The sequence below is a fragment of the Nocardioides sp. NBC_00850 genome (assembly GCF_045207335.1).
Classification (GTDB): domain Bacteria; phylum Actinomycetota; class Actinomycetes; order Propionibacteriales; family Nocardioidaceae; genus Nocardioides.
On the sequence record NZ_CP108845.1, the window covers coordinates 1,605,124 to 1,630,686 of the forward strand.

19 protein-coding genes and 3 tRNA genes are annotated in these 25,563 nt (G+C 69.1%); 12 read left to right on the plus strand and 10 right to left on the minus strand.

The genetic code is table 11. From position 1 onward, the window contains the following. Positions 1-38: 38 nt before the first annotated feature. Both OH802_RS07835 and OH802_RS07840 read right to left on the minus strand, forming a co-directional pair. Positions 39-1,880 carry an ATP-binding protein gene (locus OH802_RS07835; protein ID WP_406026735.1) on the minus strand — a complete coding sequence of 614 codons (1,842 nt, stop codon included), beginning with the start codon at positions 1,878-1,880 and terminating at the stop codon, positions 39-41. A 47-nt stretch (positions 1,881-1,927) separates the two neighbouring features. Continuing rightward, positions 1,928-3,817 carry an ATP-binding protein gene (locus tag OH802_RS07840; RefSeq protein WP_406026737.1) on the minus strand — a complete coding sequence of 630 codons (1,890 nt, stop codon included), beginning with the start codon at positions 3,815-3,817 and terminating at the stop codon, positions 1,928-1,930. 179 nt (positions 3,818-3,996) lie between these two features. Between OH802_RS07840 and purF the strand changes: the two genes are divergently transcribed. Next, entirely contained in the window at positions 3,997-5,514 is a 1,518-nt protein-coding gene (gene purF, locus OH802_RS07845) for an amidophosphoribosyltransferase (protein WP_350661121.1), read from the plus strand. A 14-nt stretch (positions 5,515-5,528) separates the two neighbouring features. Then, on the plus strand, positions 5,529-6,590 hold the full coding sequence (purM, locus tag OH802_RS07850) for a phosphoribosylformylglycinamidine cyclo-ligase (protein WP_406026740.1): 1,062 nt from the start codon (positions 5,529-5,531) through the stop codon (positions 6,588-6,590). Between the two features lie 108 nt (positions 6,591-6,698). On the opposite strand, the gene OH802_RS07855 is transcribed toward purM, so the two are convergent. Further along, positions 6,699-8,831: a PhoX family protein gene (locus OH802_RS07855; protein WP_406026742.1), complete on the minus strand. Its 2,133-nt coding sequence runs from the start codon at positions 8,829-8,831 to the stop codon at positions 6,699-6,701. A gap of 288 nt (positions 8,832-9,119) precedes the next feature. Between OH802_RS07855 and OH802_RS07860 the strand changes: the two genes are divergently transcribed. Further along, positions 9,120-9,311: a DUF3073 family protein gene (locus OH802_RS07860; protein ID WP_160026710.1), complete on the plus strand. Its 192-nt coding sequence runs from the start codon at positions 9,120-9,122 to the stop codon at positions 9,309-9,311. 42 nt (positions 9,312-9,353) lie between these two features. On the opposite strand, the gene OH802_RS07865 is transcribed toward OH802_RS07860, so the two are convergent. The 3 genes from OH802_RS07865 to OH802_RS07875 form a co-directional block, all read right to left on the minus strand. Next, complete coding sequence (locus OH802_RS07865) at positions 9,354-10,733, minus strand: hypothetical protein (RefSeq protein ID WP_406026745.1); 1,380 nt, start codon at positions 10,731-10,733, stop codon at positions 9,354-9,356. Positions 10,734-10,766: 33 nt separating this feature from the next. Then, on the minus strand, positions 10,767-14,186 hold the full coding sequence (locus OH802_RS07870) for an SCO7613 C-terminal domain-containing membrane protein (protein WP_406026747.1): 3,420 nt from the start codon (positions 14,184-14,186) through the stop codon (positions 10,767-10,769). Positions 14,187-14,311: 125 nt separating this feature from the next. Then, positions 14,312-14,385, minus strand: a tRNA-Phe gene (locus OH802_RS07875). 115 nt (positions 14,386-14,500) lie between these two features. On the opposite strand from OH802_RS07875, the gene OH802_RS07880 reads away from it, so the two are divergent. The 6 genes from OH802_RS07880 (at position 14,501) to OH802_RS07905 (ending at position 19,707) form a co-directional block, all read left to right on the plus strand. Beyond that, a tRNA-Glu gene (locus OH802_RS07880) sits at positions 14,501-14,573 on the plus strand. A 108-nt stretch (positions 14,574-14,681) separates the two neighbouring features. Next, complete coding sequence (macS, locus tag OH802_RS07885) at positions 14,682-15,815, plus strand: MacS family sensor histidine kinase (protein WP_406026749.1); 1,134 nt, start codon at positions 14,682-14,684, stop codon at positions 15,813-15,815. Beyond that, a complete protein-coding gene (locus OH802_RS07890) occupies positions 15,812-16,453 on the plus strand; it encodes a response regulator (protein ID WP_406026751.1) in 642 nt (213 codons plus the stop codon). Before macS ends, OH802_RS07890 begins: the two co-directional genes overlap by 4 nt. 34 nt (positions 16,454-16,487) lie before the next feature. Then, the gene (locus OH802_RS07895) at positions 16,488-18,299 is read left to right on the plus strand and encodes a hypothetical protein (RefSeq protein ID WP_406026753.1); all 1,812 of its coding nucleotides are present in this window, start codon (positions 16,488-16,490) and stop codon (positions 18,297-18,299) included. Between the two features lie 77 nt (positions 18,300-18,376). Then, a tRNA-Asp gene (locus OH802_RS07900) sits at positions 18,377-18,450 on the plus strand. A 522-nt stretch (positions 18,451-18,972) separates the two neighbouring features. Next, a complete protein-coding gene (locus OH802_RS07905; protein ID WP_355019591.1) occupies positions 18,973-19,707 on the plus strand; it encodes a hypothetical protein in 735 nt (244 codons plus the stop codon). A gap of 184 nt (positions 19,708-19,891) precedes the next feature. Here OH802_RS07905 and OH802_RS07910 read toward each other — a convergent pair whose 3' ends face one another. Continuing rightward, on the minus strand, positions 19,892-20,938 hold the full coding sequence (locus tag OH802_RS07910; RefSeq protein ID WP_406026756.1) for a hypothetical protein: 1,047 nt from the start codon (positions 20,936-20,938) through the stop codon (positions 19,892-19,894). A gap of 297 nt (positions 20,939-21,235) precedes the next feature. On the opposite strand from OH802_RS07910, the gene OH802_RS07915 reads away from it, so the two are divergent. Next, positions 21,236-21,568, plus strand: a complete 333-nt coding sequence (locus tag OH802_RS07915; protein WP_406026758.1) for a WhiB family transcriptional regulator — start codon at positions 21,236-21,238, stop codon at positions 21,566-21,568. Between the two features lie 21 nt (positions 21,569-21,589). Continuing rightward, the gene (locus OH802_RS07920; RefSeq protein WP_406026760.1) at positions 21,590-21,955 is read left to right on the plus strand and encodes a metallopeptidase family protein; all 366 of its coding nucleotides are present in this window, start codon (positions 21,590-21,592) and stop codon (positions 21,953-21,955) included. On the opposite strand, the gene crcB is transcribed toward OH802_RS07920, so the two are convergent. From crcB to OH802_RS07935, 3 genes are read right to left on the minus strand one after another with little or no spacing between them, the layout of a single operon-like run. After that, positions 21,952-22,320, minus strand: a complete 369-nt coding sequence (crcB, locus tag OH802_RS07925) for a fluoride efflux transporter CrcB (protein WP_406026762.1) — start codon at positions 22,318-22,320, stop codon at positions 21,952-21,954. The genes OH802_RS07920 and crcB overlap by 4 nt on opposite strands. Next, positions 22,317-22,817 carry a fluoride efflux transporter FluC gene (locus OH802_RS07930; RefSeq protein WP_406026764.1) on the minus strand — a complete coding sequence of 167 codons (501 nt, stop codon included), beginning with the start codon at positions 22,815-22,817 and terminating at the stop codon, positions 22,317-22,319. Before OH802_RS07930 ends, crcB begins: the two co-directional genes overlap by 4 nt. 18 nt (positions 22,818-22,835) lie before the next feature. Beyond that, positions 22,836-23,777: an ATP-binding protein gene (locus OH802_RS07935; RefSeq protein WP_406026766.1), complete on the minus strand. Its 942-nt coding sequence runs from the start codon at positions 23,775-23,777 to the stop codon at positions 22,836-22,838. Positions 23,778-24,090: 313 nt separating this feature from the next. Here OH802_RS07935 and OH802_RS07940 point away from each other — a divergent pair, with 313 nt between their 5' ends. Next, on the plus strand, positions 24,091-25,533 hold the full coding sequence (locus OH802_RS07940) for an NAD(P)/FAD-dependent oxidoreductase (RefSeq protein ID WP_406026768.1): 1,443 nt from the start codon (positions 24,091-24,093) through the stop codon (positions 25,531-25,533). The last annotated feature ends 30 nt before the right edge of the window (positions 25,534-25,563 follow it).

Here is a 25,563-nt window from a genome sequence, read left to right on the forward strand (position 1 = left end):
GCCGTAGGTGTCCGTCTCGACCAGATTGTGACGTTTGGTTAACCGAGCGAGGTGGCGTCGTTGGCCAACGGAAGGACGAGGGAGACGCGGGTGCCGGTGCCGGGCTCCGAGCGCAGCGTGACGCGGCCGTCGTGGCGGCGCGCGACCCGGTCGACGATGCTGAGGCCGAGGCCGACGCCCTTCCGGCCGCCGATCGCCTGGCTGGACCCACGGTAGAACTCGGTGAAGACCTGGATCTGCTCGGCCGCGGGGATGCCGACGCCGTTGTCGGTCACCGAGATGGCCGCCTCGCTCGCGCTCTCCACGATGTAGAGCCGTACGTGGCCGCCGCGGTGGGTGTAGACCAGCGCGTTGTCGACCAGCCGGAGGATCGCCGCCTTGATCTCACTGCGGTCGCCCAGCACATAGACGCTGCGCGGGGGCACGTCGATGCTGACCTCGATGCCACGCTTCTCGGACTCGTACGTCCTCTGCTCGAAGATCTCCTGCAGGAGCGAGGTCAGGTCGACGTGGGTCAGGGACGGCCGCGACGAGGGGTCGGAGAAGCGGGAGAACAGCAGCAGGTCGTCGACCATCGCGACCAGCTGGTCGGACCGGCTGATCAGGTTGCCGACCTGCTGGAACCAGGTCGGCGATCCGCGGTCCTCGTGACGCATCGCGTCGATGCCGGTGGTGAGGGCGGTCAGCGGGTTGTGCAGCTCCTGCGCGACGGCCTCGATGAGCCGGCTGTGCACCTTGTCGGCGGTGGCCAGCCGCTGGGCGAGGTCACGCTCCTGGGTGTAGGCGTTGGAGGTGAGCACGATGCGCCCGAAGTCGCGACCGAACTCCATCGCGAGGCGCCCCTCGGCGTCGGTCCAGCGCGGCCGACCCGAGCCACGCACCAGCACGAGATGACCCAGCGCCGTGGTCTCCACACCGATCGGCACGACCAGGAGCGAGTCGGCCCCGACGGCATCGAGGAACTCGATGCCGATCTTGGCGAACTTCCTTCGCTCGGCACCACCGTGATGCAGCGTATGGAGGAGCAGCTCGCGGTTGACGATGGCGTGCTGGCCCTCGTGCCACAGCCGAGTGCTCTGGTAGGCCTGACCGGCCGCGATGTTGCTCTCGGTGGCGTTCCACCCCAGGCCGGGCGAGGCGTACGCCACGGACCCGCCCTCGCCGTCCTGGGCCTGCACGTAGAGACCGTCGGCGTCGAGACCGCGGCTCATCGCCTCCTGGGTGGCCTCGAGCACCCCGGTGAGACCGAGCTGGGAGTTGGCCTCGCGCAGGAAGCTCTGTGCCTCGATCAGGTTGTTGGCCCGCTCCTCGAGGTACTCGCGCTGCAGGCTCAGCAGCACCGCTCGCCGCGCCTGGCGGGCGAACCGGTTGAGGATCCGCTGCTGGCGCCGGCCGGGCCGGCGGCCGTTGGTCGGACGGTCGATCGAGAGTACGCCGACGAGCTCGCCGTTCTCGTCGTAGAAGGGCGCCAGGAGCTCGTCGAGCCGGTGCCAGTCCTGCGGGTCCTTCAGGATGTCCTCGTCGGTGTCGGGGACCCAGTAGCCCTCCGCCTCACCGATGGTGTTCTTCTCGTGGGGGACGAACTTGATGTCGCCCCAGTCCACGGACATGTCCAGCAGGTCGGTGACCACCGAGACCGGGAACCGGGTGCCGAGCATCTCGGCGACGGTCATCTCGCCCTCGACGGTGTGGCCGGTCTCGTCCCCGTACGCCGCGACGATCTCGAACTCGTCCCCGCGGCGGATGTTGATCACGGCGGCGCCGAAGCCGACGAGCTCGGTGACCCCCTCCGCGATCAGCTGCAGACCGGGATCCGGGCTCGGGTACGCCTCGGAGGCGCCGCTTGGCGCGTCCGGACCCTCTGAGGGCGTACTGGTCATGAGTTCTCCGCCGAGATGGAAATGCAACCCGTTACCGGTGCGTAAGGTTAAACAATGGGCAGCGTCACACGGAATGTGCTTCCCACGCCAGGGGTCGAGTCGACGGATATCAGTCCGCCGCGTCGACTGACGATTCGGGACACGATCGTCAGGCCGAGTCCGGTGCCTGGCTGTTTGAGGGCTGTGGGGTTGGTCGAACGGAAGAACTCGGTGAAGAGCCGGTCCTGGTCCTCCGGCGAGATCCCGAGGCCGTGGTCGGTCACCCGGAGCTCGAACCAGCCGGGGCTGGTGCGCGTGCTCACGATGACCTGACCGCCCTCGGGGCTGTACTTGATCGCGTTGGTGACCAGGTTGATCACCACCCGGTCCAGATCGCCCGGAGCCAGGGTCACGTAGACGTCGTCGGACGGCATCTCGAAGACGAGCTCGTGCGCGTCGCTGGTGGGCATCTCGGCGCTGAGCTGGCTGTGGACCTCCTCGAGCACGGGCGCGACCTGGATCGGCACCGTGGTCGGCAGGTGGTCGGGGTCGGAGACCTTCGACAGCATCGCCAGGTCGGCCACGATCTTCTCGGTGCGGTCGCGGTTGCGCGTCAGTGCGGTCAGCACCTCGGCGTACTCCTCCTCGGACTCCGCGTAGGGCAGCGACTCGATGTTCCACCGGAACGCGGAGAGCGGGTTCTTCAGCTCGTGGGCGACCGTCGCGATCAGCCGGCTCTTGTGGGCCTCGAGCTCACGCAGGGAGTCGACCGCCGCCTTCTGGCGCAGGTAGGCCCTGGAGTTGTGGACCACACGGCCGAAGTCGCGGCCGAGGTCGGCGGCGGTGATCAGCTCGAGCTCGCTCCAGTGGGGCTTGTCGGGACCGCGGCCGAGGAGCATCGCGCCGTACCACGTCTGGCCCGAGCCGATCGGGACCCCGACGATCGAGCCGACCTTGTAGTGGCGGATCCACTCGGTGATCAGCTGCTGCGTCTCCGGGTCGGGGTGGGGGAGCCGCTCGGCGCCGTCGGGGGTCTGCACGGTGATGCTGCGCTGGTCCCAGAGGTATTGCCCGTAGTCGACCATGAACGGGCTGGTCAGGTCCTCGATCGGGAGCTTGAAGTCCTCCCGGTAGACCTTGGTGCGGATGCCGCGGCCGCCCGGCTTGGACATGTGTAGCCAGAAGTCGGTCAGGTCGAGCACGTCGACCAGGCCGGTGCTCAGCGAGTTGAGGATCTCGTCGGGGTCCAGCTCGCGCCCGGCGCGGCGGATCACGTCGCGGGCGGCCTCGGCGAGGCGTACCTGCTCGGAGAGCTCCTCACGCTCCAGGGCGAGCAGGATGGCGCGCTGGGCCTGGGCTGCGTGCCGGCTGAGCACCGCCCGCTTCTCCATGTCCGGTCGGCGGCCGTCGGTCGGCAGGTCGACCATGAGTGCCCCGCGCAGCCGGCCGAGCGTATCGCGCAGCGGCGCGAAGAGCAGGTCGTGCGGGTCCCAGGAGTTGGGGTGGGGGCCGCGGGCGATGTCCGGGGTCCAGCCGAGGGCCTGGGAATCGGCGTCGCGGCGTTCGGCGGGCACGAACTTGAACGAGCCCCAGTCGTCGGCTCGGGCCAGCTCCTTGTCCAGCTGGGCCACCGGGGTGGCGATGCCGAGGCTCCCGCTGCGTACGGACTCAGGCCCGGAGACCACCGCGATGTGGATATGGTCATCGGGCCTCGCGATGCTGATCGAGGCCACCTCGAAGCCCGCCAGCGCGGTCAGGCTGTCGGCGATGAGCTGGAGGTCGGAGAGATCCTCACCAGGAGTGAGCAGACCACCGATCTCGGCCAGATCGGTCGTGATCGTTGTCATCGTCGTGGTGAGGTCGCTTCTGGCGCGTTTCCCGCCCAACGGTGGTGGGGCGAATCCCGGTGGCACCGTCAGTCGGTGACCGCCGGCGGGCTTGGGCGCTGGAGAAGTCATCGGATCGATTATCCGGGATGTCGGTCCCGGGCGGTAGGGCAGACGTGGATCGTTCTTTACATTCATGAATCCGAGACGTTCATGTGACCACCCTTACAGGACTGTCAAGGGTTCGGTGATCGCCTGCGTACGCCCTTACACTCGATGCCGTGGTCAACCTCACCAGCTCAGGTAGGCACGTGTCCCGACGCAAGGGTGGCGACGGCCGGCTCACCGCCGCCCTCGACCCCCACGACCAGGGTCCCCAGGACCACTGCGGTGTCTTCGGTGTGTGGGCGCCGGGCGAGGACGTCGCGAAGCTGACGTACTTCGGCCTGTACGCGCTGCAGCACCGTGGCCAGGAGTCGGCGGGTATCGCGGTCAGCAACGGACGCCAGATCCTGGTCTACAAGGACATGGGCCTGGTCAGCCAGGTCTTCGACGAGCCGACCCTGGAGTCGCTCAAGGGCCACGTCGCCATCGGCCACGCCCGCTACTCCACCACCGGCGCCTCGGTGTGGGAGAACGCGCAGCCGATCTTCAAGCCGACGCCGGACGGCTCCGTCGCCCTCGGCCACAACGGCAACCTGATCAACGTCGCAGAGATGCGCTCGGCCGTCGAGGCGCTGCCCGAGCACTCCGAGGGCCGCCACGCCCCGGTCTCGACCAACGACACCTCGCTGCTCACCGAGCTGCTCGCCTTCCACCCCGACTCCTCGCTGGAGGCTCGCGCGCTGGAGGTGCTGCCGACGATCAACGGCGCCTTCTCGCTGGTGTGGATGAACGAGGACACCCTGTTCGCCGCGCGTGACCCGCAGGGCATCCGCCCGCTGGTGCTCGGCCGCCTCGACCGCGGCTGGGTGATCGCGTCTGAGGACGCCGCGCTGGCCACCGTCGGCGCGAGCGTGGTCCGCGAGGTCGAGCCCGGCGAGATGATCATCATCGACGAGTCCGGTCTGCGCTCGGTGCGGTTCGCCGAGGCCGACCGCAAGGGCTGCGTCTTCGAATACGTCTACCTCGCCCGCCCCGACGCCAACATCGCCGGCCGCAACGTCCACGAGTCCCGCGTCGAGATGGGCCGCGAGCTGGCTCGCGAGTTCCCGGTCGACGCCGACCTGGTCATCCCCGTGCCCGAGTCCGGCATCCCCGCCGCGACCGGCTACGCGCTGGAGAGCGGCCTGCCCTTCGGTCAGGCGTTCGTGAAGAACGGCTACGTGGGGCGCACCTTCATCCAGCCCTCCCAGACCCTGCGCCAGCTCGGCATCCGGCTCAAGCTGAACGTGCTCGAGCACATGGTGCGCGGCAAGAAGGTCGTCGTGGTCGACGACTCGATCGTGCGCGGCAACACCCAGCGCGCCCAGGTGCGGATGCTGCGTGAGGCAGGCGCCCTGGAGGTCCACGTGCGGATCTCGTCGCCGCCCGTCAAGTGGCCATGCTTCTACGGCATCGACTTCGCCACCCGCGCCGAGCTGATCGCCAACGGCCTCTCCGTCGACGAGATCGCCGCCTCGGTCGGTGCGGACTCGCTCGGATACATCTCCCTCGACGGGATGATCTCGGCGACCCGCCAGGAGCGCACCTCGCTCTGCACCGCCTGCTTCACCGGCGAATACCCCGTAGAGCTGCCCGACGAGAGCATGCTCGGCAAGCACCTCCTCGAGGTCTCGCTGCAGTCCCCGACCGAGGGCAAGGCCCTGCCGGTCCTGAACAACCCGTGATCGGAGATCCACCAGTGAGCCAGAGCCAGAACGCGTACGCCGCAGCAGGTGTCGACATCCACGCCGGCGACCGCGCCGTGGATCTGATGAAGGTCTGGATCGAGAAGTCCCGGCGCCCCGAGGTGCTCGGCGGGGTCGGTGGCTTCGCGGGTCTCTTCGACGCGAGTGCCCTGAAGGCGTACGAGCGCCCGCTGCTGGCCACCTCCACCGACGGTGTCGGCACCAAGGTCGCGATCGCGCAGGCGCTGGACAAGCACGACACGATCGGCTTCGACCTGGTCGGCATGGTCGTCGACGACCTGGTCGTCTGCGGCGCCGAGCCGCTGTTCATGACCGACTACATCGCCACCGGGAAGGTCGTCCCGGAGCGGGTCGCGGCGATCGTCAAGGGCATCGCGGAGGCCTGTGTCGAGGCCGGCTGCGCGCTGGTCGGCGGCGAGACCGCGGAGCACCCGGGGCTGCTCGCGGTCGACGAGTACGACGTGGCCGGTGCGGCCACGGGCGTCGTCGAGGCCGACAACCTGCTCGGTGCGAACCTGGTCAAGGACGGCGACGTCGTCCTCGCCATGGAGGCCTCCGGCCTGCACTCCAACGGCTACTCCCTGGTCCGCCACGTGCTGCTCAACTCCGGCGCCTACACGCTCGACGCGCAGGTCGCCGAGTTCGGCCGTACGCTCGGCGAGGAGCTCCTCACCCCGACCCGCGTCTACGCCAAGGCATGCCTGGACCTGGCCCGCGGGACCCGGACCCACGCCATGTCCCACGTCACCGGGGGCGGCCTCGCCGCCAACCTGGAGCGGGTCATGCCGCCGGAGCTCTCCGCGCGCATCGACCGCACCACCTGGACCCCGGCGCCCGTCTTCGACCTCGTCCGTCGCACCGGCTCCGTGGCGCTGGAGGACCTGGAGATGACCCTCAACTGCGGCGTCGGCATGGTCGCGCTGATCGACCCCGAGGACGTCGACGAAGCCGTACGCATCCTCGCGGGCTACGACATCCGCGCCTGGGCTGCCGGTGAGGTCACCGCCACCCCCGGCGGCAAGGTCGAGCTCAGCGGGGCGTACGCGGGCTGGTGAGCTTGTAGGAATACCCGGTTAACCGGGTATTCCTGCACTTCTCTGGCATTGCAACACCTGAGAAGTGCAGGTTTCACCGGTTAACCGGGTATCCCGTCCCGAGGACGATCAGCCCTTGAGCACCTGCACGACAGACGGCCGCGGGCCGGCGAACTCGCCCTCACCGGCGGTGCCCTCGACGTAGTCGGGGAAGAGGGAGTTCGGCGCGTCCCAGGTGCCTTCCTCGCCCGGGTGCTGGACGGCGACGAAGACCGACCCGTCGCGATCGTGGATGACCGGACCACAGGTCTCGGCGTCGCGAGGCACCGCGAGGAACTGCTGTACGTGGCCGCGCTCGCGACCCTCCAGCGGGACCTTGAACAGTCCGTCGAGCTTCTGGATCGAGCTCGGCTGGCCGTCGGTGGAGATCCAGAGGTTGCCCTCGGAGTCGAAGGCCAGGTTGTCCGGGCAGGAGATCGGCGAGACCTTGTCCTTCGGGTAGCCCGCGAAGTAGGTGGACGCGTTGGTGGCCGGGTCGCCGGCGACGATCACGAGGTTCCACCGGAAGACGCGCGAGGTGTGGTCGCCGTCGTCCTCGGTGATCTCGATGACGTGGCCGTCGCGGTTGGTGTTGCGCGGGTTCGCCTCGTCCACACCGGCCTTGCCGGTGGTGCCGCGCTGGGAGTTGTTGGTGCAGGCGACGTACACCTTGCCGGTCTTCGGCGAGGGCTGTACGTCCTCGCAGCGGTCCATCTTGGTGGCGCCGGCCTTGTCGGCAGCCAGGCGCGTGTGGACGAGGACCTCCTCGACGCTCATCCCCGAGACCTTGCTGCGGCCGTTGACCACGAGCGGGATCCACTGGCCGTAGCCGTCGAACTTGCCGTCGCTGGGCAGCTTGCCGGTGCCGTCGATCTCGGTGGCGGGGGAGTCGCCGTGGAAGCGGGCGACGTAGAGGTCGCCCTCGGTGAGGAGCTCGAGGTTCTTGCGACGGTTGCGCTTGTCGTAGCGGCCCTTGGAGACGAACTTGTAGAGGTAGTCGAACCGCTCGTCGTCGCCGGTGTAGGCCACCACGTGACCGTTGTCGGCGATGACGATGTTCGCGCCCTCGTGCTTGAGGCGGCCGAGCATGGTGTGCTTGCGCGGGGTCGAGGTGGGGTCGGTCGGGTCGATCTCGACGATGTAGCCGAACCGGTTCGGCTCATTGGCGTAGTCGGCCGAGCGCGCGTCGAAGCGCGGCTCGATGGCCTCCCAGCCGTACGTCGAGGCAGCATCGGTCAGGCCGTAGCGCTTCTCCGCCGCCGAGGTGCCGGTGGCCCGGAAGTAGCCGTTGAAGTTCTCCTCGCCCGACAGGATCGTGCCCCAGGGCGTAGTGCCGCCGGAGCAGTTGCCGATGGTGCCCAGCGCGACGGTGCCGGTCGGGTCGGCCGCGGTCTTGAGCAGGTCGCTGCCGGCAGCGGGACCGGTGAACTCGAACGGGGTCGAGGCCGTGATGCGGCGGTTCTTCGGAGCCGACGGCACGTAGTTCCACTTCTTGCCCGGCGCGGAGCGCTCGAGCTCGACGATCCCGAACCCGTGGGCGGCCATCGCGATCTCGAGCTGCTCGGTGGCGTCGAGGTCCGGCGGGAACATGATGTCGGGGTTGACGTACTCGTGGTTGCAGCACAGCAGGCCCTTGGTGCCGGCCCTGTTGGTCACGATGACGTCGGTGTAGTCGTTGTTGTAGCCCCAGGCGAGCGCCTGCTTCTCGGCGGTCTGGTTGTTGACGTCGAAGGGAACGCCGCCGGGCAGGATCGGGTCGCCCCAGCGGATGATCGGCTCCCAGGTGTAGCCCTGGGGCACCACGAAGGTGTCCTCGGTGGCCGCGACGGGGGTGATCGCCTTGAACGGCAGGTTCGTACGCCCACTGTGGCCGCGCCCGGCGGCGAGACCCGCCTGGACGGGGCTGGCGGCGGCCGCCAGGCCGCTGCTGCCGACCGCGAGAGCAACCGCGCCCGCACCGGCGAGACCGAGCGCGTGGCGGCGGCTGAGCGCCTTACCGGCGATGTCACGGAAGTAGCCGTTGTCGGAGGTGTTGGGGGCGGGCTTGGCGCAAGCGCTGTCGCACTTGAGGGCGCAGGTCACCGCGCTGCGCTTGCCGCGCGTGTGTCCGGCCATGGGAAGCAGGGACAACATGGAGCGCCGGCCGTCGGTGACGGCGGGCGCAGCCTCGTCGCTGCACGAGGGACAGGCGGTGTCGGTCTGGATGTCGCTCAGTTCGGTCACTGCATTTCCGTTCAAGACGCGTTGTTGTCAGGTCTCCCAAGAATCGGAAGGGAGGCTATGCGCGGCGAGACAACCGTCCGACCCCTCAATCTGTCGTCAGGGTGAACGGCGAATGACGAGTCATCAGGCTCAGATTCATGTGACCTCAGTAACATTCGCTCCTAGCGAACGGATTTTCGACACCCCGGCGTGCGGATTCTTGGCATGAACCGGTAGCGTTATCCCTACGAGAAACCTGTGAACAGCCCGGGACTATCCCGGCCAAGTGCGACGAGGGGGCTGGACCCTATGGGGCGCGGCCGAGCGAAAGCCAAGCAGACGAAGGTCGCACGCGACCTGAAGTACCGGACCTATGAGACGGACTTCGGGGCCCTTGCGCGCGAACTTCATGGTGATGAAGACACCAGTCAGAAGTCCGATCCGAAGCCGGACGACTACGACGACTGGTCGGATTACGACGCGGGATCCTCGCGCGACTAGGGCTTGTCGGCCAACGGCGGCAACGTCCTGGTCGACATCCCCTCAGACTGATCGGCTGATCACTACCTCCCCGTGAGTGCCGTAGCCGGGTAGCCGGCCGCCGTGAGGCGTGCCGTCGAAGGCGACGTGCAACCACTCGTCCCCCACCGGGATCAGAGTGGGCCACGGAAGGTTCGTGACGTACGCCGATCGGAGCTCTGCGACCTCGTTGAGGTCCAGGTCGAAGATCGGGTAGCGAGCACGGACGCGACGCGGGTTGTCGCGTCCGTCGCTGGCGCCGACGACGACTGTGCCGCCCAGCGGGACAAGTGTGGTGCCCTCGGTGGCCGTCCGGTCGGTTCGCGCTGCCCGGAGGTTGAGCGCGTCCAGACTCGGTCCGCTGGCGAGCACCGTATGGAAGTCGAAGTACTTCCTGGCGCTGACGTAGCCGACCAGCCACTCGTCGTCGCGGCGTAGGACATGGGGATCCCAGACGCCGACCGACATGAGCCCGTCTGTCGGCAGCGCGAGCGGGGTCGAGTCGAGGACGTGCTCGCCACGGGTCAGGTCCGCGCGTGAGCGGGCGATCGTGACTCCGACCGGGCTCCACGGCTTGCTGGGGTCGGTCTTGTCGGGCGCCTTGAAGCCGCCCCACGTGCTCGTGGTGACCAGCCACTCGTCGCCGTCGCGCACGAGGTGGGTGGCGTGGTCGCCATAGACCAGCCCGTCCCTGCGGAAGTAGAGCGCCCCGCGACGGACGAGGTCGTACGTCACCGGGTCCAACGCCCACACCGACGTGTGCGCCGTGGGGAAGAACCCCGGCCCGGCGCTGGTGGCGGTGAGCAGCAGGGTGCCGTCGTCCTCGCGGAACGGCGACCCGTCGGCGTACGTCACCAGTCGGATGTCGCGCAGGCCGAGCTGTCCGAAGGCGCCGCTGCGTACGTCCTCGGCGGAGCCCTCGTGGCCGGCGGTCAGGCCGGCGAGCCACGACTCGTCTCGCGGCTCGATCCCGACCTCGGTGAGATCGACGCGTGCTCTGGCCACCCACGCGCCGCCCTCATAGGTCAGCGCGGTCAACATCGTCCCGGTCAGCGTCAGCGCGAACCGGCCGACCCCGCGTCCGACCCTGCCGTGGCGCCGGCTCGCGTGGGACGTACGCCCCGACCCGGTCGTCACCTCCGCGCTTCGCGCGGTCACTCCCTCGCTCGGCGCGAGCGGACGAGCAAGCTCGCCGCTCGACCTCGCTCGGGTCGTCTCGAGCCACACCCGCCGCCCGTCGTACTTCCCGGTGAGCACATCCCCACCAGAGGTGAGGCTCAGCGAGACCGGGCCGTCGCAGGCGGCCTCGATCGCGGCGTTGGCCGCTGGCCGGGAGAATCTGCTGGACTCGACCGCGATCGTGACGGGGCGCTGGCGACGTACGATCTTGAATTCGGGGAACATCGGCTCCAGTCTTCCGGGTGCGTGGGCGTCCGCCTAACGGAGCCCCCGCACATAGGCGGTGGCCCGGCGCAGGTCGTGGAGCCGCGCCTCCCAGGTGATGCCGAGGAAGAGCAGCAGGAGTCCGGCCGCACCGAGCACCCACCACTGCTGCAGCGCCTGCGCCGACGGCATCTGTGCCAGAGCCAGGACCGAGGCGACCAGGGCGCCACCGACCAACGGTGCTGCCCAGCGCAGCCAGGCGCCGCCGAGGATGAAGGCCAGGCAGGCGATGCCGAGCACGGCGGTCCGCATCGAGACCGGGTCCTGGAGGGCTGCCGGGACGGACGGGATGAGCGCGAGGAAGACGCCCGGCCCGAGCACCGGCAGTGAGGCGACCTCTCTGTCGAGGCGGAGCTTGACCACGCCGAAGACGACCAGCGCGATCGCGGGCGGCAGGGTGTAGTACTCCCAGGTCGTGACCGAGGTGTCGGCCAGCCGGATCCACAGCGCGATAGTCGCCAGGCCGGCGCCGGCCCAGCCCAGCCAGCGACGCTCGTGGTGGGCGATCGCGTGCGCGGAGACGGCGGCGCCGGCCAGGGTCAGCAGGATGCTCAGCCAGGGGAGATCGACGCCGCTCGATCCGACCGCGGTCGGCCCGTCCGGGGTCAGGACGATCTCGGGACCGAAGCTGACAGTGCCGACGACGATCGTGACGCCCGCGGCGACCGCGGCGGTGATCTCGGCCGAGGGGAGCAGCCGGAAGATGGTGACGACGGCCAGGATGACGATGATCCCCGCTGCGGCGTACGGCTTGGGGATGTCGTTGAGGTTGGCGAACATCCAGCAGAACGCGGTCAGCGTGATGATCCAGTAGGGCGCGGTGACGGCCTTGGTCTGCAGCTCCTGGGTGAGCCGGTCGACGGCGACGGCCGCGGCGGTGAGCACCCCGGCCACGACCAGTGCCAGCAGCTCGTTGGTGAAGGCGGCGCCGAGCGATCCCAGACCGAGCAGACCGGCGACCGTGAGCCGGGGCCCGGACTGCTGCGGCTCGTGTCGCAGGATCGTCGCGATGCACATGACACCGGCGATCAGCAGCAGGATCGCCAGCCAGTCGGTGTCGAGCGTCCCGGCCTCGAAGGCACCCAGGCCGATCGACACCGCGGCACCGGTGGCAGCCGCGGCCTCGATCGCGGGGCTGCGGCGTACGAGAACGATGACGCCCATCGCCACGACGACCACCACCGCGGTGTAGGGACGCTCGATGTCGGCCAGCCGGGCCGCCTGCCACACGGTGGCGGTCAGGGCGAGGATCCAGTAGGCGGTCGCGACCTCCCGGGTCGTGCCGGACTGGACGCGGTCGACGATGATGCCCAGGGCGGTGAGGATGAGGGTCACGGCCAGCGCGAGCACGTCGTTGGAGAGGACCGCGGCCGTGGCCGCGCCGAGCCCGACAGTGCCTGCCACGGCCAGCGCGGGAGGCTGGCGGTGGTGCAGGCCGATGGCCGCAGCGAGGATGGTGGCGATGGTCAGCAAGACCGCCGCCCAGGTCACGTCGACGGCGCCGATCCCGATCGAGATCGCGGCGCAGGCCACGGCCGCCCACCAGCCCGACCCGCGGAAGCGGAAGAGCGTGATCAGTCCGAGGACCGTGACGATCACGCACGCGGCCCACTGCCGCTCCACGTCGATCAGCGGCGCGAGCGACCACAGACCGAGGGTGAGCGTCGTGACCGAGTAGCTCGCGGCGACCTCGCGGTCGGCGCCGAGCAGACCCTGACCCGCGTACGCAGCCACCGCCGCCAGCGCGAGCGCGACGACCACGGTGAGCAGGTCGCTGGGCAGCGCCGCGGCGAGCGCGACCAGCCCGAAGATGCCGGCGGCGAGGAGCCGTGGCCACCGCTCCGCCCACCAGGCCAGCGCGACGGCGACACCGAGCAGCAACAGCGCCGGGAAGAGCAGCGGAGCGCCGTAGCAGGCGGCCGTGATCGCGAACCCGGAGACGCCGCCGGAGAAGGTGATCCAGCCGATCGTGGGTCGGTAGGTGCGGAACGCGGGCGGGTTGTACCGGTAGAACCAGGCGGTCCCGAAGGCGAGGATCGCGAGCATCGCCGGCAGCGTCAGCCAGCCCGGCAGCAACGGCTCCGGACCGGTGACCGGGGAGAACGCGGACTCGGTCCAGGGCACGGCCGCGAGCCGGACGGCGGCCGAGACCGCCAGGATGAGGACCGTGATGCCCAGGCCCACGGCGTACGGCGTCAACGCGGTGGCGGCCCAACGCCAGGGCCGGGGGAGCGCGACGAGCGCGCCGGCGGCGACCAGGGTGACCACCACGGCCACGACCGTCAGGGTGACAGCGCCGTCATCGAGAGCGGGCTGGGTGAAGGTGTAGGCGGCGATCAGGAGAGACACCCCGACCATCGCGACCTTGGCGTCCTTGGGCAGCGGGAACAGCAGCGCCACGACCGTCAGCACCGCGGCGGCACCGAGCAGCAGCGGCAGGGTGCCGCCGCGCAGCAGCTCGGAACCGGTCAGGGCGGGATCGGCCAGGCCACGGACGAGCAGCATCAACCAGAAGCCCGCCATCACGACCATCGAGCCGAGGGTCAGCGCCTGGAGGTCGGTCTTGCTCGCCACGATCACCACGAGGAGGGCGATGACCGCTGCGATCAGCGGGAACCAGATCAGGTCGGAGATGAGCTCGAGACCGATCAGGGCGCTGAGTACGCCGGCGGCGGCCGCCACCTGTGGCCCGATCACCGCGGTGAGCTTCTCGCTGCGCGCGCCGATCAGGGACATCGCGGTGCCGGCCAGGAAGACGACCACGCCGACGATGACCAGGAAGCCACGGTCCCAGACGACTCCGTCGAGCCAACCGGCGTACTTCATGCCCGCTATGTCCAGAGCGAGCAGTCCCAGCGCGAGCGTCCAGACGCCTTCGGTGCCGGCGCGCAGCTCGAGATGCATCAGCACCGCGCCACCGATCGTGAAGAGCGCGGTGAAGACGACCAGCATCGTGGTGCGGCCGCCGACGCCCATCGTGGCCCAGGCGACGGCGAGGAAGACGACGCCCGCGACCAGCAGGAACAGCACGCCGACGCCGACCAGGATCAGCGGCACCGTGATCGGCGCCCGCCGGGCGACCGGAGCACCGGGGAACGGCGCCGGTCCGGCCATCGCGGTCGCGGCCGGGTCCGCGAGCGGCGTGGCCTCGGGCTCCGGCTGGATCTGCGGCGGCGCCGAGACCGGCGCCGAGACCGGCAGGGGAACGGGCGGCGGGGTCCGTCGCGCGGCTCGGCTCGCCTCCTCCCGGATCGAGCGCAACCGCGTCATGAGTACGTCGGCCCGCAGCAGGGTGCCGTAGAGCTCTTGCGCGACGGCGTTCTCCAGCGGCAGCCCGCAGTGCGGGCAGGGGCTGGTGCCGGGCTCGAAGGCCTCCCGGCAGTCGGGGCAGCGACCAGGATCGGCGTACTTCACAGCCCACCATCCTTGCGTAGTTCCGCCGAAGCGCGTGCGGGAAACGCAGGGTGTGCGCTGAGACTTGATCCAGAATGACAACCGGCTTCGACCCATAACTGCAGGTCGAAGCCGGTTGTTGCTTGTGGGCAGGGGCGGGGTCGAACCGCCGACCTATCACTTTTCAGGCGATCGCTCGTACCAACTGAGCTACCTGCCCAAGCGAGGTGAAACATTACCGGAAGCGACCGCGACGTTCCGAATCGGGACCCGAAACCGGACGTACGGCCTCGCTTTGGCGGCCTCGGACGCAGACCTCTAGGATGTCCCGGCAGGCCCCCTTCGTCTAGCGGCCCAGGACCCCGCCCTTTCACGGCGGTAGCGCCGGTTCGAATCCGGTAGGGGGTACACAGTCTTTCCATGTCTCGAGTCTCGCGGCGCGACGGCCCGGCCGGCATCCGCACGGATACTCATATCCAGGACGCACCGGGTCGTGCGGATGCAACACTTCCGACTGTGAGTGCGTGGACGTCGCCAGCGGCGATCGAGGTCGAGAACCGGCTCTTCCGGGCGCTGGCGGTGTTGCGCGTGGTCGTGCTCATCAACGCGGTCGGCCTGACCATCTACCGCGCCGCCAATTTCGACCCGCCCGCGGCCGCGCTGGTCTGCGCGCTGGTCATGGTGGGATGGACGGCCTTCGCCGTCTGGGCGTACGCAGCACCCGCCCGCCGCACGGCGGTGCTCGTCGGCGCCGACCTGGCGATCGCGCTCGGACTCCTGCTCGTGACTCCGCTGCTGAAGGGGCCGGGGTTCCAGGCGAGCGTGCCGGGGTTCTGGGTGAGCGGCGCGCTGCTCGCCTGCGCGATCCACTACCGCTGGATCGGCGGCCTGCTGGCCGGGCTGGCGTTGGCGGCCGTCGACCTGGTGCTGCGGCAGGAGATCGACCAGTCGATATACGGGAACGCGTTCCTGCTGGTCATCGGGGGCCCGGTGGTCGGCTACATGTGCGAGTCGGTGCAGCGGATGGCGCAGGAACGGGACGAGGCCGAGCGCGCCGCGGCGCGGGCCGAGGAGCGGGCACGGCTCGCTCGGGCGGTCCACGACGGGGTGCTCCAGGTCCTGGCCCTGGTCCAGCGCCGCGGTGGCGAGCTGGGTGGTGACGCCGCCGAGCTGGGGAGGCTGGCGGGCGAGCAGGAGCGGGAGCTGCGAGCACTGATCCGCGGCGAACAGCCCGGCCGGGGCCCGGCCGTCGGGATGGTCGACCTCGCCGCCGCTCTCGCCGAGCTCGAGACCAGCACCGTGACCGTGTCCGGACCGGCGACCGCCGTCGAGATGCCCGCACACCCGGCCGAGGAGATCGTCGCGGCGACCCGCGCGGCCCTCGACAACGTACGCCGCCACGTCGGTGAGGACGCTCGTGCCTGGGTGCTCCTGCTGGCCTTCCCCGACCATGTCGAGGTCTCGGTGCGTGACGACGGGCCGGGCATCGCGGATGGCCGGGTCGTCGAGGCCGGGGCGCAGGGCAGGCTCGGCATCAGCGAGTCGATCCGTGGCCGGATCGAGGACCTCGGCGGCAAGGCAGAACTGATCACCGGAGCAACCGGGACCGAGTGGGAGCTCACGGTCCCCCGAACAGGAGGGCAAGCATGAGCAGAGTGATGGTCGTCGACGACCACCCGATGTGGCGTGACGCGGTCGAGCGCGACCTGGCCGGTGCGGGCTTCGAGGTCGTCGCCACCGCCAGCACCGGCCGTGAGGCGATCACCCGGTTCGCGGCGACCCGGCCGGAGGTGGTGGTGCTCGACCTGCACATCCCCGAGCCCGACGGCGTCCAGGTCACCACCGAGATCATGGCGCTGCACCCGGTGGCCAAGGTCCTCATCCTCTCCGCCTCCGGCGAGCAGAACGACGTTCTCGCCGCGGTCAAGGCCGGCGCGACCGGCTACCTGGTCAAGTCGGCCTCCCGCGACGAGCTCCTGGAGGCCGTACGCCGCGTCGCCGCCGGCGACCCCGTCTTCACCCCAGGCCTCGCCGGTCTGGTCCTGGGCGAGTTCCAGCACAGCGCCGCCACCGAGGTGCGCGGCGACAAGCCCACGCTCACCGACCGCGAGACCGAGATCCTCAAGCTCGTCGCCAAGGGGCTGAGCTACCGCCAGATCGCCGACCGTCTCGTGCTCTCCCATCGCACGGTCCAGAACCACGTACAGAACACCCTGCGCAAGCTCCAGATGCACAACCGCGTCGAGCTCACCCGCTACGCCATCGAGCAGGGCCTGGACGCCGACTGAACCCGTCCGCCAAATAGGCGGAGCTGCTTCCGGCATGGGAGAGAATCGAGAGGTGGTCTCGCTTCTCTACCTTCACGGCGTCGGCAACGGCGACCCCCGCGACGCCTGGCGCCGCGCGCTGGACAGCTCGCTGCAGGCTGCCGGCTACCCGGGGCTCGACGAGGTCGAGGTGATCGCGCCGAAGTATCCCGACGTGCTGCGCACCGACGACGGCGACAAGACCATCAAGATCCCGCCGGTCACCACGCCGAGGCTGAGCGCCGCCGACCAGCGGGACGTACGCCGCCGGGTCGAGCGCGCGACCGCCGAGCTCGAGTCGATCCTCGGCGAACCGGTGCCCGCCTCGCCGGTCGGCGTCACCGACTCGCTGGCGCCGATCGTGCTGCGCGTGCTCCGCCAGGCCCACAACTACGTGACCAAGCCCGGCATCCGGGCGCGGACGCTGCGCATGGTCCTCGACGAGCTCCCCGAGGAAGGGGAGATCGTCATCGTCGGCCACAGTCTCGGCTCGATCATCGCGATCGACCTGCTGCGCCGGCTCCCGCCGAAGCTGACGGTCACCGGGCTGGTGACGATCGGCAGCCCGGCCGCCCACCCGAACCTCCACGAGGACTCCGACCGCCTGGAGATGAAGGCGCCGGTCGACCACGTCGGCTGGTGGGTCAACGTCTGGAGCAACGGCGACGCGGTGACCGGCCTGCGCGGCATCTGGCGCCACTTCCCGTGGGCGCTCGACCTCCAGGTCGGGCTCGGCCTCGACCACCGCACCACCACCTACCTCCGTTCCAAGCCGGTCGCCACCGCGATCGGGCGCGGCCTGTTCGGCTCCCTCACCAAGGAGCTCGCGATCGTCGAGGGCACCCCCGACGTCGCCCTGAACTCGCTCGAGGTCCGCCTGGCCCTGTGGCTCGCCTACGCCCAGTTCCTGCGCGACCACCTCAAGGGAGCCACCCAGGAGCGCTTCGGCGCCGCCCTACGTGTCGTCCAGCACGAGGTCCTGGAGCGGTTGATCGAGAACTACCGGACAGACGGAGTACGCATCCCCCAACAGCTCCTCGACCTGCGCGTCTCGCCGGACACACCCAGTGATCGGGACCTTCCCCGGCCCAAGCCGCTGACCCAGCTCTCCAAGGAGGAGGCCGTCCTCGCCCTGGTCGCGCTGGCGACCGCCAACCCGGTGCGACCCTATGAGATCGACGTCCCCGACGACGTACGCCGCCAGGCATTCCACGACCTGACGGTCTGGATGGGGCTAGGGGGCGGGCTCGGCGAGAACCTGCACATCGCGATGCAGTCCGCCTCGAAGGCCGTCTACCCGGTCGACCAGTGGAAGCTGTGGGTCGGCATCGGGATCGGCGCCGCCGTGCTGGTCGCCGGTCCGATCGGGCTCGCCCTCGCCGCCCCCGCCGGGCTCGCCGGGGGAGCGGCGATCATCGGCGCGCTCTCCGCCTTCGGCCCTGGCGGGATGGTCGGCGGACTCGTCACCGCCGGTGCGATCACCACCACCGGCGCCGGCACGATCGCCGCCACCCTCGTCTCGAGCTCGTCCACCGCCGAGGACGTCGAGGTCACCGTCATCCAGCTCCTCACCGCCGCGATCCTGCGCTCCCGCGAAGGCCTCGAGCAGGACCTCGGCGTCTGGCTCGCGATGTCCGAGATCCAGCGTCAGACCGGGCGCGAGGTCGCCCGGCTCGCGGCCTACAGCGACGAGAAGGCGCCCGGTGTCGAGGCCCTCCGGCGCAAGGCTCGCGCGGCCGAACGAGCCATGGCCTACATGGTCAAGAACCGGCTCGTGGAGGGCCTCACCGACGAGGAACCGAAGGGCGAGGAGCCCTTCGAGGAGTAGGACCCCTCCCCGATTGTGAATCCCCCTCACCCATGGGCTATGTTTTTCCCGTTGCCGCACACAGCGGAAACAAACAAGGCCCTGTAGCGCAGTTGGTTAGCGCGCCGCCCTGTCACGGCGGAGGTCGCGAGTTCAAGTCTCGTCAGGGTCGCGGAACGAATCAGAGAGGGCGTGTGTCGCAGAAATGCGACCACGTCCTCTTCGTTATTTACATGGCGGCCTTCGGCCGCGGCGGGGGATATCCCCCGCACCCCCTTAGTTTCTCTGGGGATCGTTCGCTCTGCTGCGGTCGTGCGCGTTGGTGTGGTCGGGCTTGTCTGGCTGCGGCTGTTTGGCGGCGTTGTGGTGTGGCTGGAGGGTCTTGTTTCTTCACGTGTGACTTGTGGGTCGGGTGTTGTTCCCGGAGCGGGGGACACGCCGGGGTGTGGCGAGCGCGGGAGACGTCGAGCGTGGGAGGGTGGTCGTCCTGCTTCGGCAGGAGTCTCGGGCCAGAGATCCCTCGATCTCACCCCCGGTTCGGGCCGTTCGTCCCTGTGGGATATAAGCCGATTTGGCGGTAACGTGCGGGCTGCTGTCCTCTCGTGAGAGGATTCTGCCGCTTGTGTCGACGTCGCAATTCGGCAGGGCACGGGGGAACGACTAAGACGTTCGGTATTCAGGAGGCAACACCACCATGTCGTCGTACTACCCGCATCGGCCGCCCCATGCGGCGAGTGCGGACGAGCTTGCGTCACGGATGCAGACGAACGGTGCCTACCGCACCCCGGCCGCCCCCGCGCAGCAGCAGCCCCCCGCCCTTGGTTGGGACCAGCGTCCGCAGCAGTCCCAGGCCCAGCCGCAGTACCAGGAGCCGGCGATCCAGCAGCCGGCCGTGATGGCGCAGACGACCGGTACGCACTGGCCGCAGTTCGTCAACAACAACCGTCTGATCGGTGCTCTCGTCGCCGGCTTCGGTGCCACCCAGCTCGCCACGATGTTCGGCTACTGGATCTACGGCCTCGGCATCATGGAGGGCCCGCTGGACTTCGCGTTCTTCAACGGCGTCATCCTGACCCCGAACGCCACCGCCAACGAGGCCGGCTTCGCCGTCTCGCAGTGGTTCGCCGGTATGGGCTTCCACTACTTCAACGGCATGGTCTTCGCGCTCGCCTACGCTCTGGTGATCTTCCCGTGGCTCGGCAAGACCCACACCACCTCGAGCAACCTCGCGCGCTCGCTCGGCATGGGTATGTTCCTCGCCACCGCTTCCTGCGGTTGGTGGATCCCGGCCCTGCACCCGGAGGATGTCATCGGCATCGACCCGGGCTTCTTCTCGATCAACCTCGGGTGGGGCACCGTCCTGGGTGTCTACCTGTGGCACCTCGTCTGGGCGGTCGCACTCGGTCTGTTCTTCAACCCGCAGGACTGACGCGACCAGCCGACTCCACGACGAAGGAGTGGAGTCGGCGCGGGAGCGGCAGATCGAGCAGCGGCGCGGCTGAGCTTGCGAAGCCGCGACCCGCGTGTCGAGATCTCAGCAGCAAAGACGGAGCCCCAGCCACGTGGCTGGGGCTCTCGTCGTATGTAGAAGCAGATCTCGTACGCCGCGGCGACTACTCAGGCCAGGCGTCGAAGACCTGGCCACCGTTGGTGGTCAGGTGGTTGTGCAGCTGCTCGCCGGCAGCGGCGTCGCGCAGCGTACGAAGCACGAGGCGGCGCCGGTCGGACGGGTTGGCCGTCGGCGGTCCCGGGGTCAGCGCCATGGTCTCGGTGACCCGTTCGGCCAGCAGGCGCAGGTGGCTGCGCTCGCCGCCGGCGTAGATGACGTGGGTGTGCTCGAGCGGGGAGGCCCACAGGATGTTGCCCTCGACGACGATCAGGCGTGACTCGGTGGCCATCACCTTCATCTCGACGTCGGTCATGTTCTGGATCATGTCGGCCCCGGCGACGATCGACTCGCCCTCGTGCAGGAAGGCGGGCAGCGCATGGGCGAGGTTGGCCTCGATCAGCGCGGCCTCCTCACGGGCACGCTGCTGGGCTCCCTGCTGTCCGACGTACGGGCCGTTGCCGACGGTGCGCTGGGCACCGGTGTTCGGCGCCTGGCCGTAGGAGCCGGTGTTGGTTCCGTACGGACCCTGGTTGGGGTAGTAGGAGCCGGTGTTCGGGTAGGAACCCGGGTTCGGGTAGGACCCCGGGGCCGGCGCGACGCCGTAGCTGTTCGGGGAGGGCTGACCGTAGGGGTTCCCGGTGCCGTACTCGCCGCCCCAGCTGGCGTCGACGTTCACCTGCGCGCCGGCGGCTCGCGCGGCGTAGTCGAGGGTCGGGAAGAAGTCGTGGAAGGCGTCCTTGTCCCGGATCTTCATCGTCGTGGAGTAGGACGATCCGGGGACCAGCGCCTCGATGATGAAGTCGCCCAGGCTGGGTGGGGGAGGAACGCCGATGAAGGTGAGGACGGCCAGGTTGACTGAGAAGACGCGCTCGTGGAACTCGAACATCACCCGGCGGTCGGTCAGGAAGGCGTGACCCGAGGCATTCCCCTCGTGGGGGAACTTGACCGCGACCCGCGCCCACTGGACCTCACCGGGCTGCAGCAGGGACTTCACCAGAAGCCAGTCGCGGGTCTCCGAGGCGATGGCCCGGCTGTTGGGATCATGCGCCATCCGTCGGTGGAAATCCTCCACCGGTCGGTGGCCCACGGTGATGGACGCCGAGGCCCTTTTCATTGAGCGCATGTTCGCAAACCCTAGCCCTTCCTCCCTCTAGTGTGGACAGTTTGTACCAGCAGGGTCGCGATGTTGTGGAATCCCCTGATGTAGATGACATCTCAACTCTGCGTGACCGCTCCAAGCACCTGCCTATTGACAGAAAACTGACAGGCCATCCGACCACCCTCTTCAGTGGGTATCCCTGACGACGGGGATCAGCGAGGGGATGGGGCTGTGATGACTGGTTCGCCTGTGGCGACGGCAAGAGAGACGACCGGCGTGCACTGGAGCGAGCTGCCGTGCGCGATCGAGGACGGCGATCTGTGGTTCGCCGCGACCAGCGTGGACGCGGACCGCGCGAAGGAGCTGTGTCGTACGTGTCCGCTGCAGCGCTCCTGTCTGCAGGGTGCGATCGCCCGGCAGGAGCCGCACGGTGTGTGGGGAGGCGAGGTCTTCTACGAGGGGATCGTCGTCGCTCGCAAGCGCACCCGCGGTCGCCCGCGCAACGGAGAGCTCCATCAGCGGGACCTGGAGCGCCAGGCTCGCGCAAACCTTCGGAAAAATACTTCGGAAGCAGTTGCGTAGCGGTAACTGTCACCCGGCAGAATGTCTTCTGTGGGGATTGAGATAAGCCCAGAGCGCTTCGACGAACTCGTGGACCAGGCGCTCGACGCCATTCCGGACGAGCTGGCCGCGCAGGTGCACAACCTCGTCGTGCTCGTCGAGGAGTGGCCGCCCGAGGGCGAGCCCCAAGACACCCTCGGTCTCTACGACGGTGTGGCGCTGACCGACCGTAACGACCTCTACGGCCTCACACTGCCGGACCGGATCTTCATCTTCCGCCAGCCTCTCCAGCAGATGTGCGTGGACGAGATCGACCTGGCCGCCGAGATCCGCATCACCGTCGTCCACGAGATCGCCCACCACTTCGGCATCGACGACGAGAAGCTCCACCAGCTCGGCTGGGCCTAGACCGCTGAGCCGACGAGCCAGCCGAGGCTGACCGCGGCGGTCCCGACGGCGAGGGAGCCGAGGACGTTCAGCGCGGCCGATCGCCACCGGCCGTTCTCGGCCAGGCGGACGGTCTCGTAGGAGAAGGTCGAGAACGTCGTCAGGGCTCCGCAGAAGCCGGTGCCGGCCAGGGTGAGCACCCACCCGGGAAGTACGCCGCTCGCGGCCGCCCCGGCCAGCAGGCCGAGCACGAGCGAGCCGACGGCGTTGACCGCCATCGTCCCCCAAGGGAAGTCCGTGCCGGTCCACTCCCGGACGTAGAGGTCGGTCAGGTAGCGCGCCGGCGCGCCGATCGCGCCGCCGAGCAGGACCAGGAGCGCGGTCATCGCTCGTCTCCTCGGCCCGGATCCGGGGCAGAGTCGGGGGCAGGGTCGGGATCGAGGTCGGGGTCGATGCCGGCGACCACGACCTTCCGGCCGCTGTCGAGCACGACCACCCGGCCGAGCGTCAGCCCGAGCCAGGCGGCACCGATCCCGGAGACCACCGAGGCGAGCAGGTAGAGCATCGCGAGTGCGGGCGCGTGCCCGCCCAGGACGTACGTCTCGAGCTCGTAGGTCGAGAAGGTGGTGTAGCCACCGAGCACGCCGACCCCGAGGAACGGGCGCAGGTAGCGGCCCCAGAACGGGACAGTGGACCACGGGCCCAGGACGAATGCCATCAGCGCGCCCAGCAGCAGGCAGCCGGAGACGTTGGTGAGGAAGGTCGCCCACGGCCAGGAGTGGCCGCCGTGGGGGAGGGCGGTGGTGAGGCCCCAGCGGGCCAGCGAGCCGAGTGCTCCGCCGGCAGCGATGGGGGCGAGCAGGTCGCCATGCTCACGCAGCACGCCGAAAGCGTACGGCTTCTAACGGAGCCCGGTCATCTGCGCCGCGCTCCACCTGGTGGGGCGGCCGCCGGCGGCCTGGGTGAGGTATTCGCCGAGGAACCAGCGCTGGAAAGTGACCTGCTCGGGCGAGCGGGCCAGGACGAGCAGCCGCTCCTGGCGGCAGAACTCGTCGATGAGGTCGAGCATGTCGAGGAAGCGGCGCATCGTCTCGGCGGCGGACCGCGGCATGCGTACGTGCAGGTCCGCCGTCTCCCGGTCGCGGCCCGAGCTCGACCCGATCACTCCGGAGAGCTGGCCGTGGCCGAGGCCGTCGAGGAGTTGGCGCTCCAGCGAGCCGAACAGGGCCGAGAGGCTGGCGGCGAGCGGGTAGTCGTTGGCGTGGGCGAGGGAGAGGAGGCGTACTTCGCGCCGCAGCTCCCGGAAGTGGTGCTGGAAGCCCTTGTAGAGGGCGAGAGGGACGCCGAGGATGCTGACCTCGACCGCATCGGTGCCGAGGCGCTCGGGCTTCGGGGGAGCGCCGGGAGGTCCGGTGATCACGCCCTCGACGCCGTCACCCTCGTCGATCTCGGCCGCGGGGGTGAACCAGACGGTCTTGCCGGACGCGTCGATGTCGGCGCCCCAGGCCTCCGAGACGCTGGCCACGATCGAGAGGCCGCGACCGACCGTCAGCAGGACCTCGTCCTCGTCGTCGAGGGCGAGCGGGACCGGCAGCAGGGGCGGCTCGGTCGAGCCGTCACGGATCTCGACGCGGGGGTGGTCGACGGTGCCGCGCATCCGGATCGTGACCGGGGCGGTGCCGTGGAAGAGCGCGTTGGAGACGAGCTCGGAGACGCCGAACTCAGCGCAGTCGACGAGGTCGGTGCGCTCGATCTCCTCGCAGGCCGCTCGGACCCAGACGCGAGCGTCCTGGACGGCGCGGGAACCGGTGCGGAGCAGGAGAGCTGGCCGGCTCAACGGCATGTTCTCCTCCTCCGATCTCGCGGGTCGGGATCCACACGGTCTCGTTGTGTGCTGTTCGTTGAAAGAATTTTCCGCACTTGAAGGTGTCTGATCCGGGCCATGGACCACTAGGGCACAAGGTCCCGGTCGCCCTCACAGATTAAAGTCAAGGGGTTCCGACGGGGTAACGGACACGCGGTCGGAGCGCATACTCGGCGGCCGCCCGGCGACTGTGACGAAGTAGTCGCGCCCGGGAATGAACAGATCCGCCGGAATGGTTCAGAATATGAGGTGGAACGTTCAAAAGATCTCGTTTGAGGTAGGGGATTAGTCAATGTCAGCGGACCAGGCAAAGCACCGGGTCGTCATCATCGGTTCCGGTTTCGGGGGTCTTTTCTCCGCGAAGGCGTTCAAGGGCCGCGACGACGTCGAGGTGACCTTGATCGCGAAGACGACCCATCACCTGTTCCAGCCGCTGCTCTACCAGGTGGCGACCGGGATCCTCTCGCAGGGCGAGATCGCCCCGCCGACCCGAGACATCCTGCACCGGCAGAAGAACGCCACGGTGCTGCTCGGCGAGGTGACCGAGATCGACACCGAGGCCAAGCAGGTCACGGCGCAGATCCTCAACCAGGAGATCAACGTCGAGTACGACTCGCTGATCGTCGCCGCCGGCGCCGGACAGTCCTACTTCGGCAACGACCACTTCGCCGAGTTCGCCCCCGGCATGAAGTCGATCGACGACGCGCTCGAGTTGCGTGGGCGCATCTTCGGTGCCTTCGAGATCGCCGAGCTGACCGCCTCGCGCGGCGAGCCGATCGGCGACCTGCTCACCTTCGTCGTCGTGGGTGCCGGCCCGACCGGTGTGGAGATGGCCGGCCAGATCGCTGAGCTGTCCAACCGGGTGCTGAAGAACGACTTCACCCACATCTCCTCGGAGAAGGCGCGAGTCGTGCTCGTCGACGCGGCCCCGCAGGTGCTGCCGCCGTTCGGGGAGAAGCTCGGCGCCAAGGCGGAGCAGGCGCTGGAGAAGGCCGGTGTCGAGGTGGTCCTCGGTGCGATGGTCACTCACGTCGACGAGTTCGGCATCGAGATGAAGTTCAAGGACGGCAGGACCGAGCGGATCGGGTCGATCGCGAAGATCTGGGCCGCCGGCGTCCAGGCCTCTGAGCTGGGCAAGACGCTCTCGAAGCAGACCGGTGCCGAGCTCGACCGCGCAGGTCGGATCGCCGTCAACCCCGACCTGACCTTGCCGGATCACCCCGAGATCTTCGTGGTCGGCGACATGATCAGCCTCGACCACCTTCCCGGTGTCGCGCAGGTCGCGATCCAGGGCGGCAAGCACTCGGCCAAGACGATCAAGGCCCGTCTGAAGAACAAGCCGGAGCCCGGCAACTTCAAGTACTTCGACAAGGGCTCGATGGCCACCATCTCCCGCTTCAACGCGGTCCTGATGATGGGCAACTTCAAGCTGACCGGCATTCTCGCCTGGTTCGGCTGGCTGGTCGTCCACCTGGCCTACATGACCGGGTTCCGCAACCGGCTCACCGCGACCCTGCACTGGATGATGTCGTTCATCGGCAAGGACCGCTCCGAGCGCACCACCACCATGCAGCAGATCTTCGCCCGGGAGGCGCTCGAACGCGTCCCAGGCGGCATGGCCGCTCTCATCGACGACCCTGCCGAGGTCGCTCTGCAGGTCGAACGCCGCCGCAAGGAGCTCGAGGAGCAAGCCGCCGAGGAGTCGCGCCTGGCCGACTCTCACAGCGCCTCGTAGCCACTGCTTCCTGACCGACCCGCCGCAGAC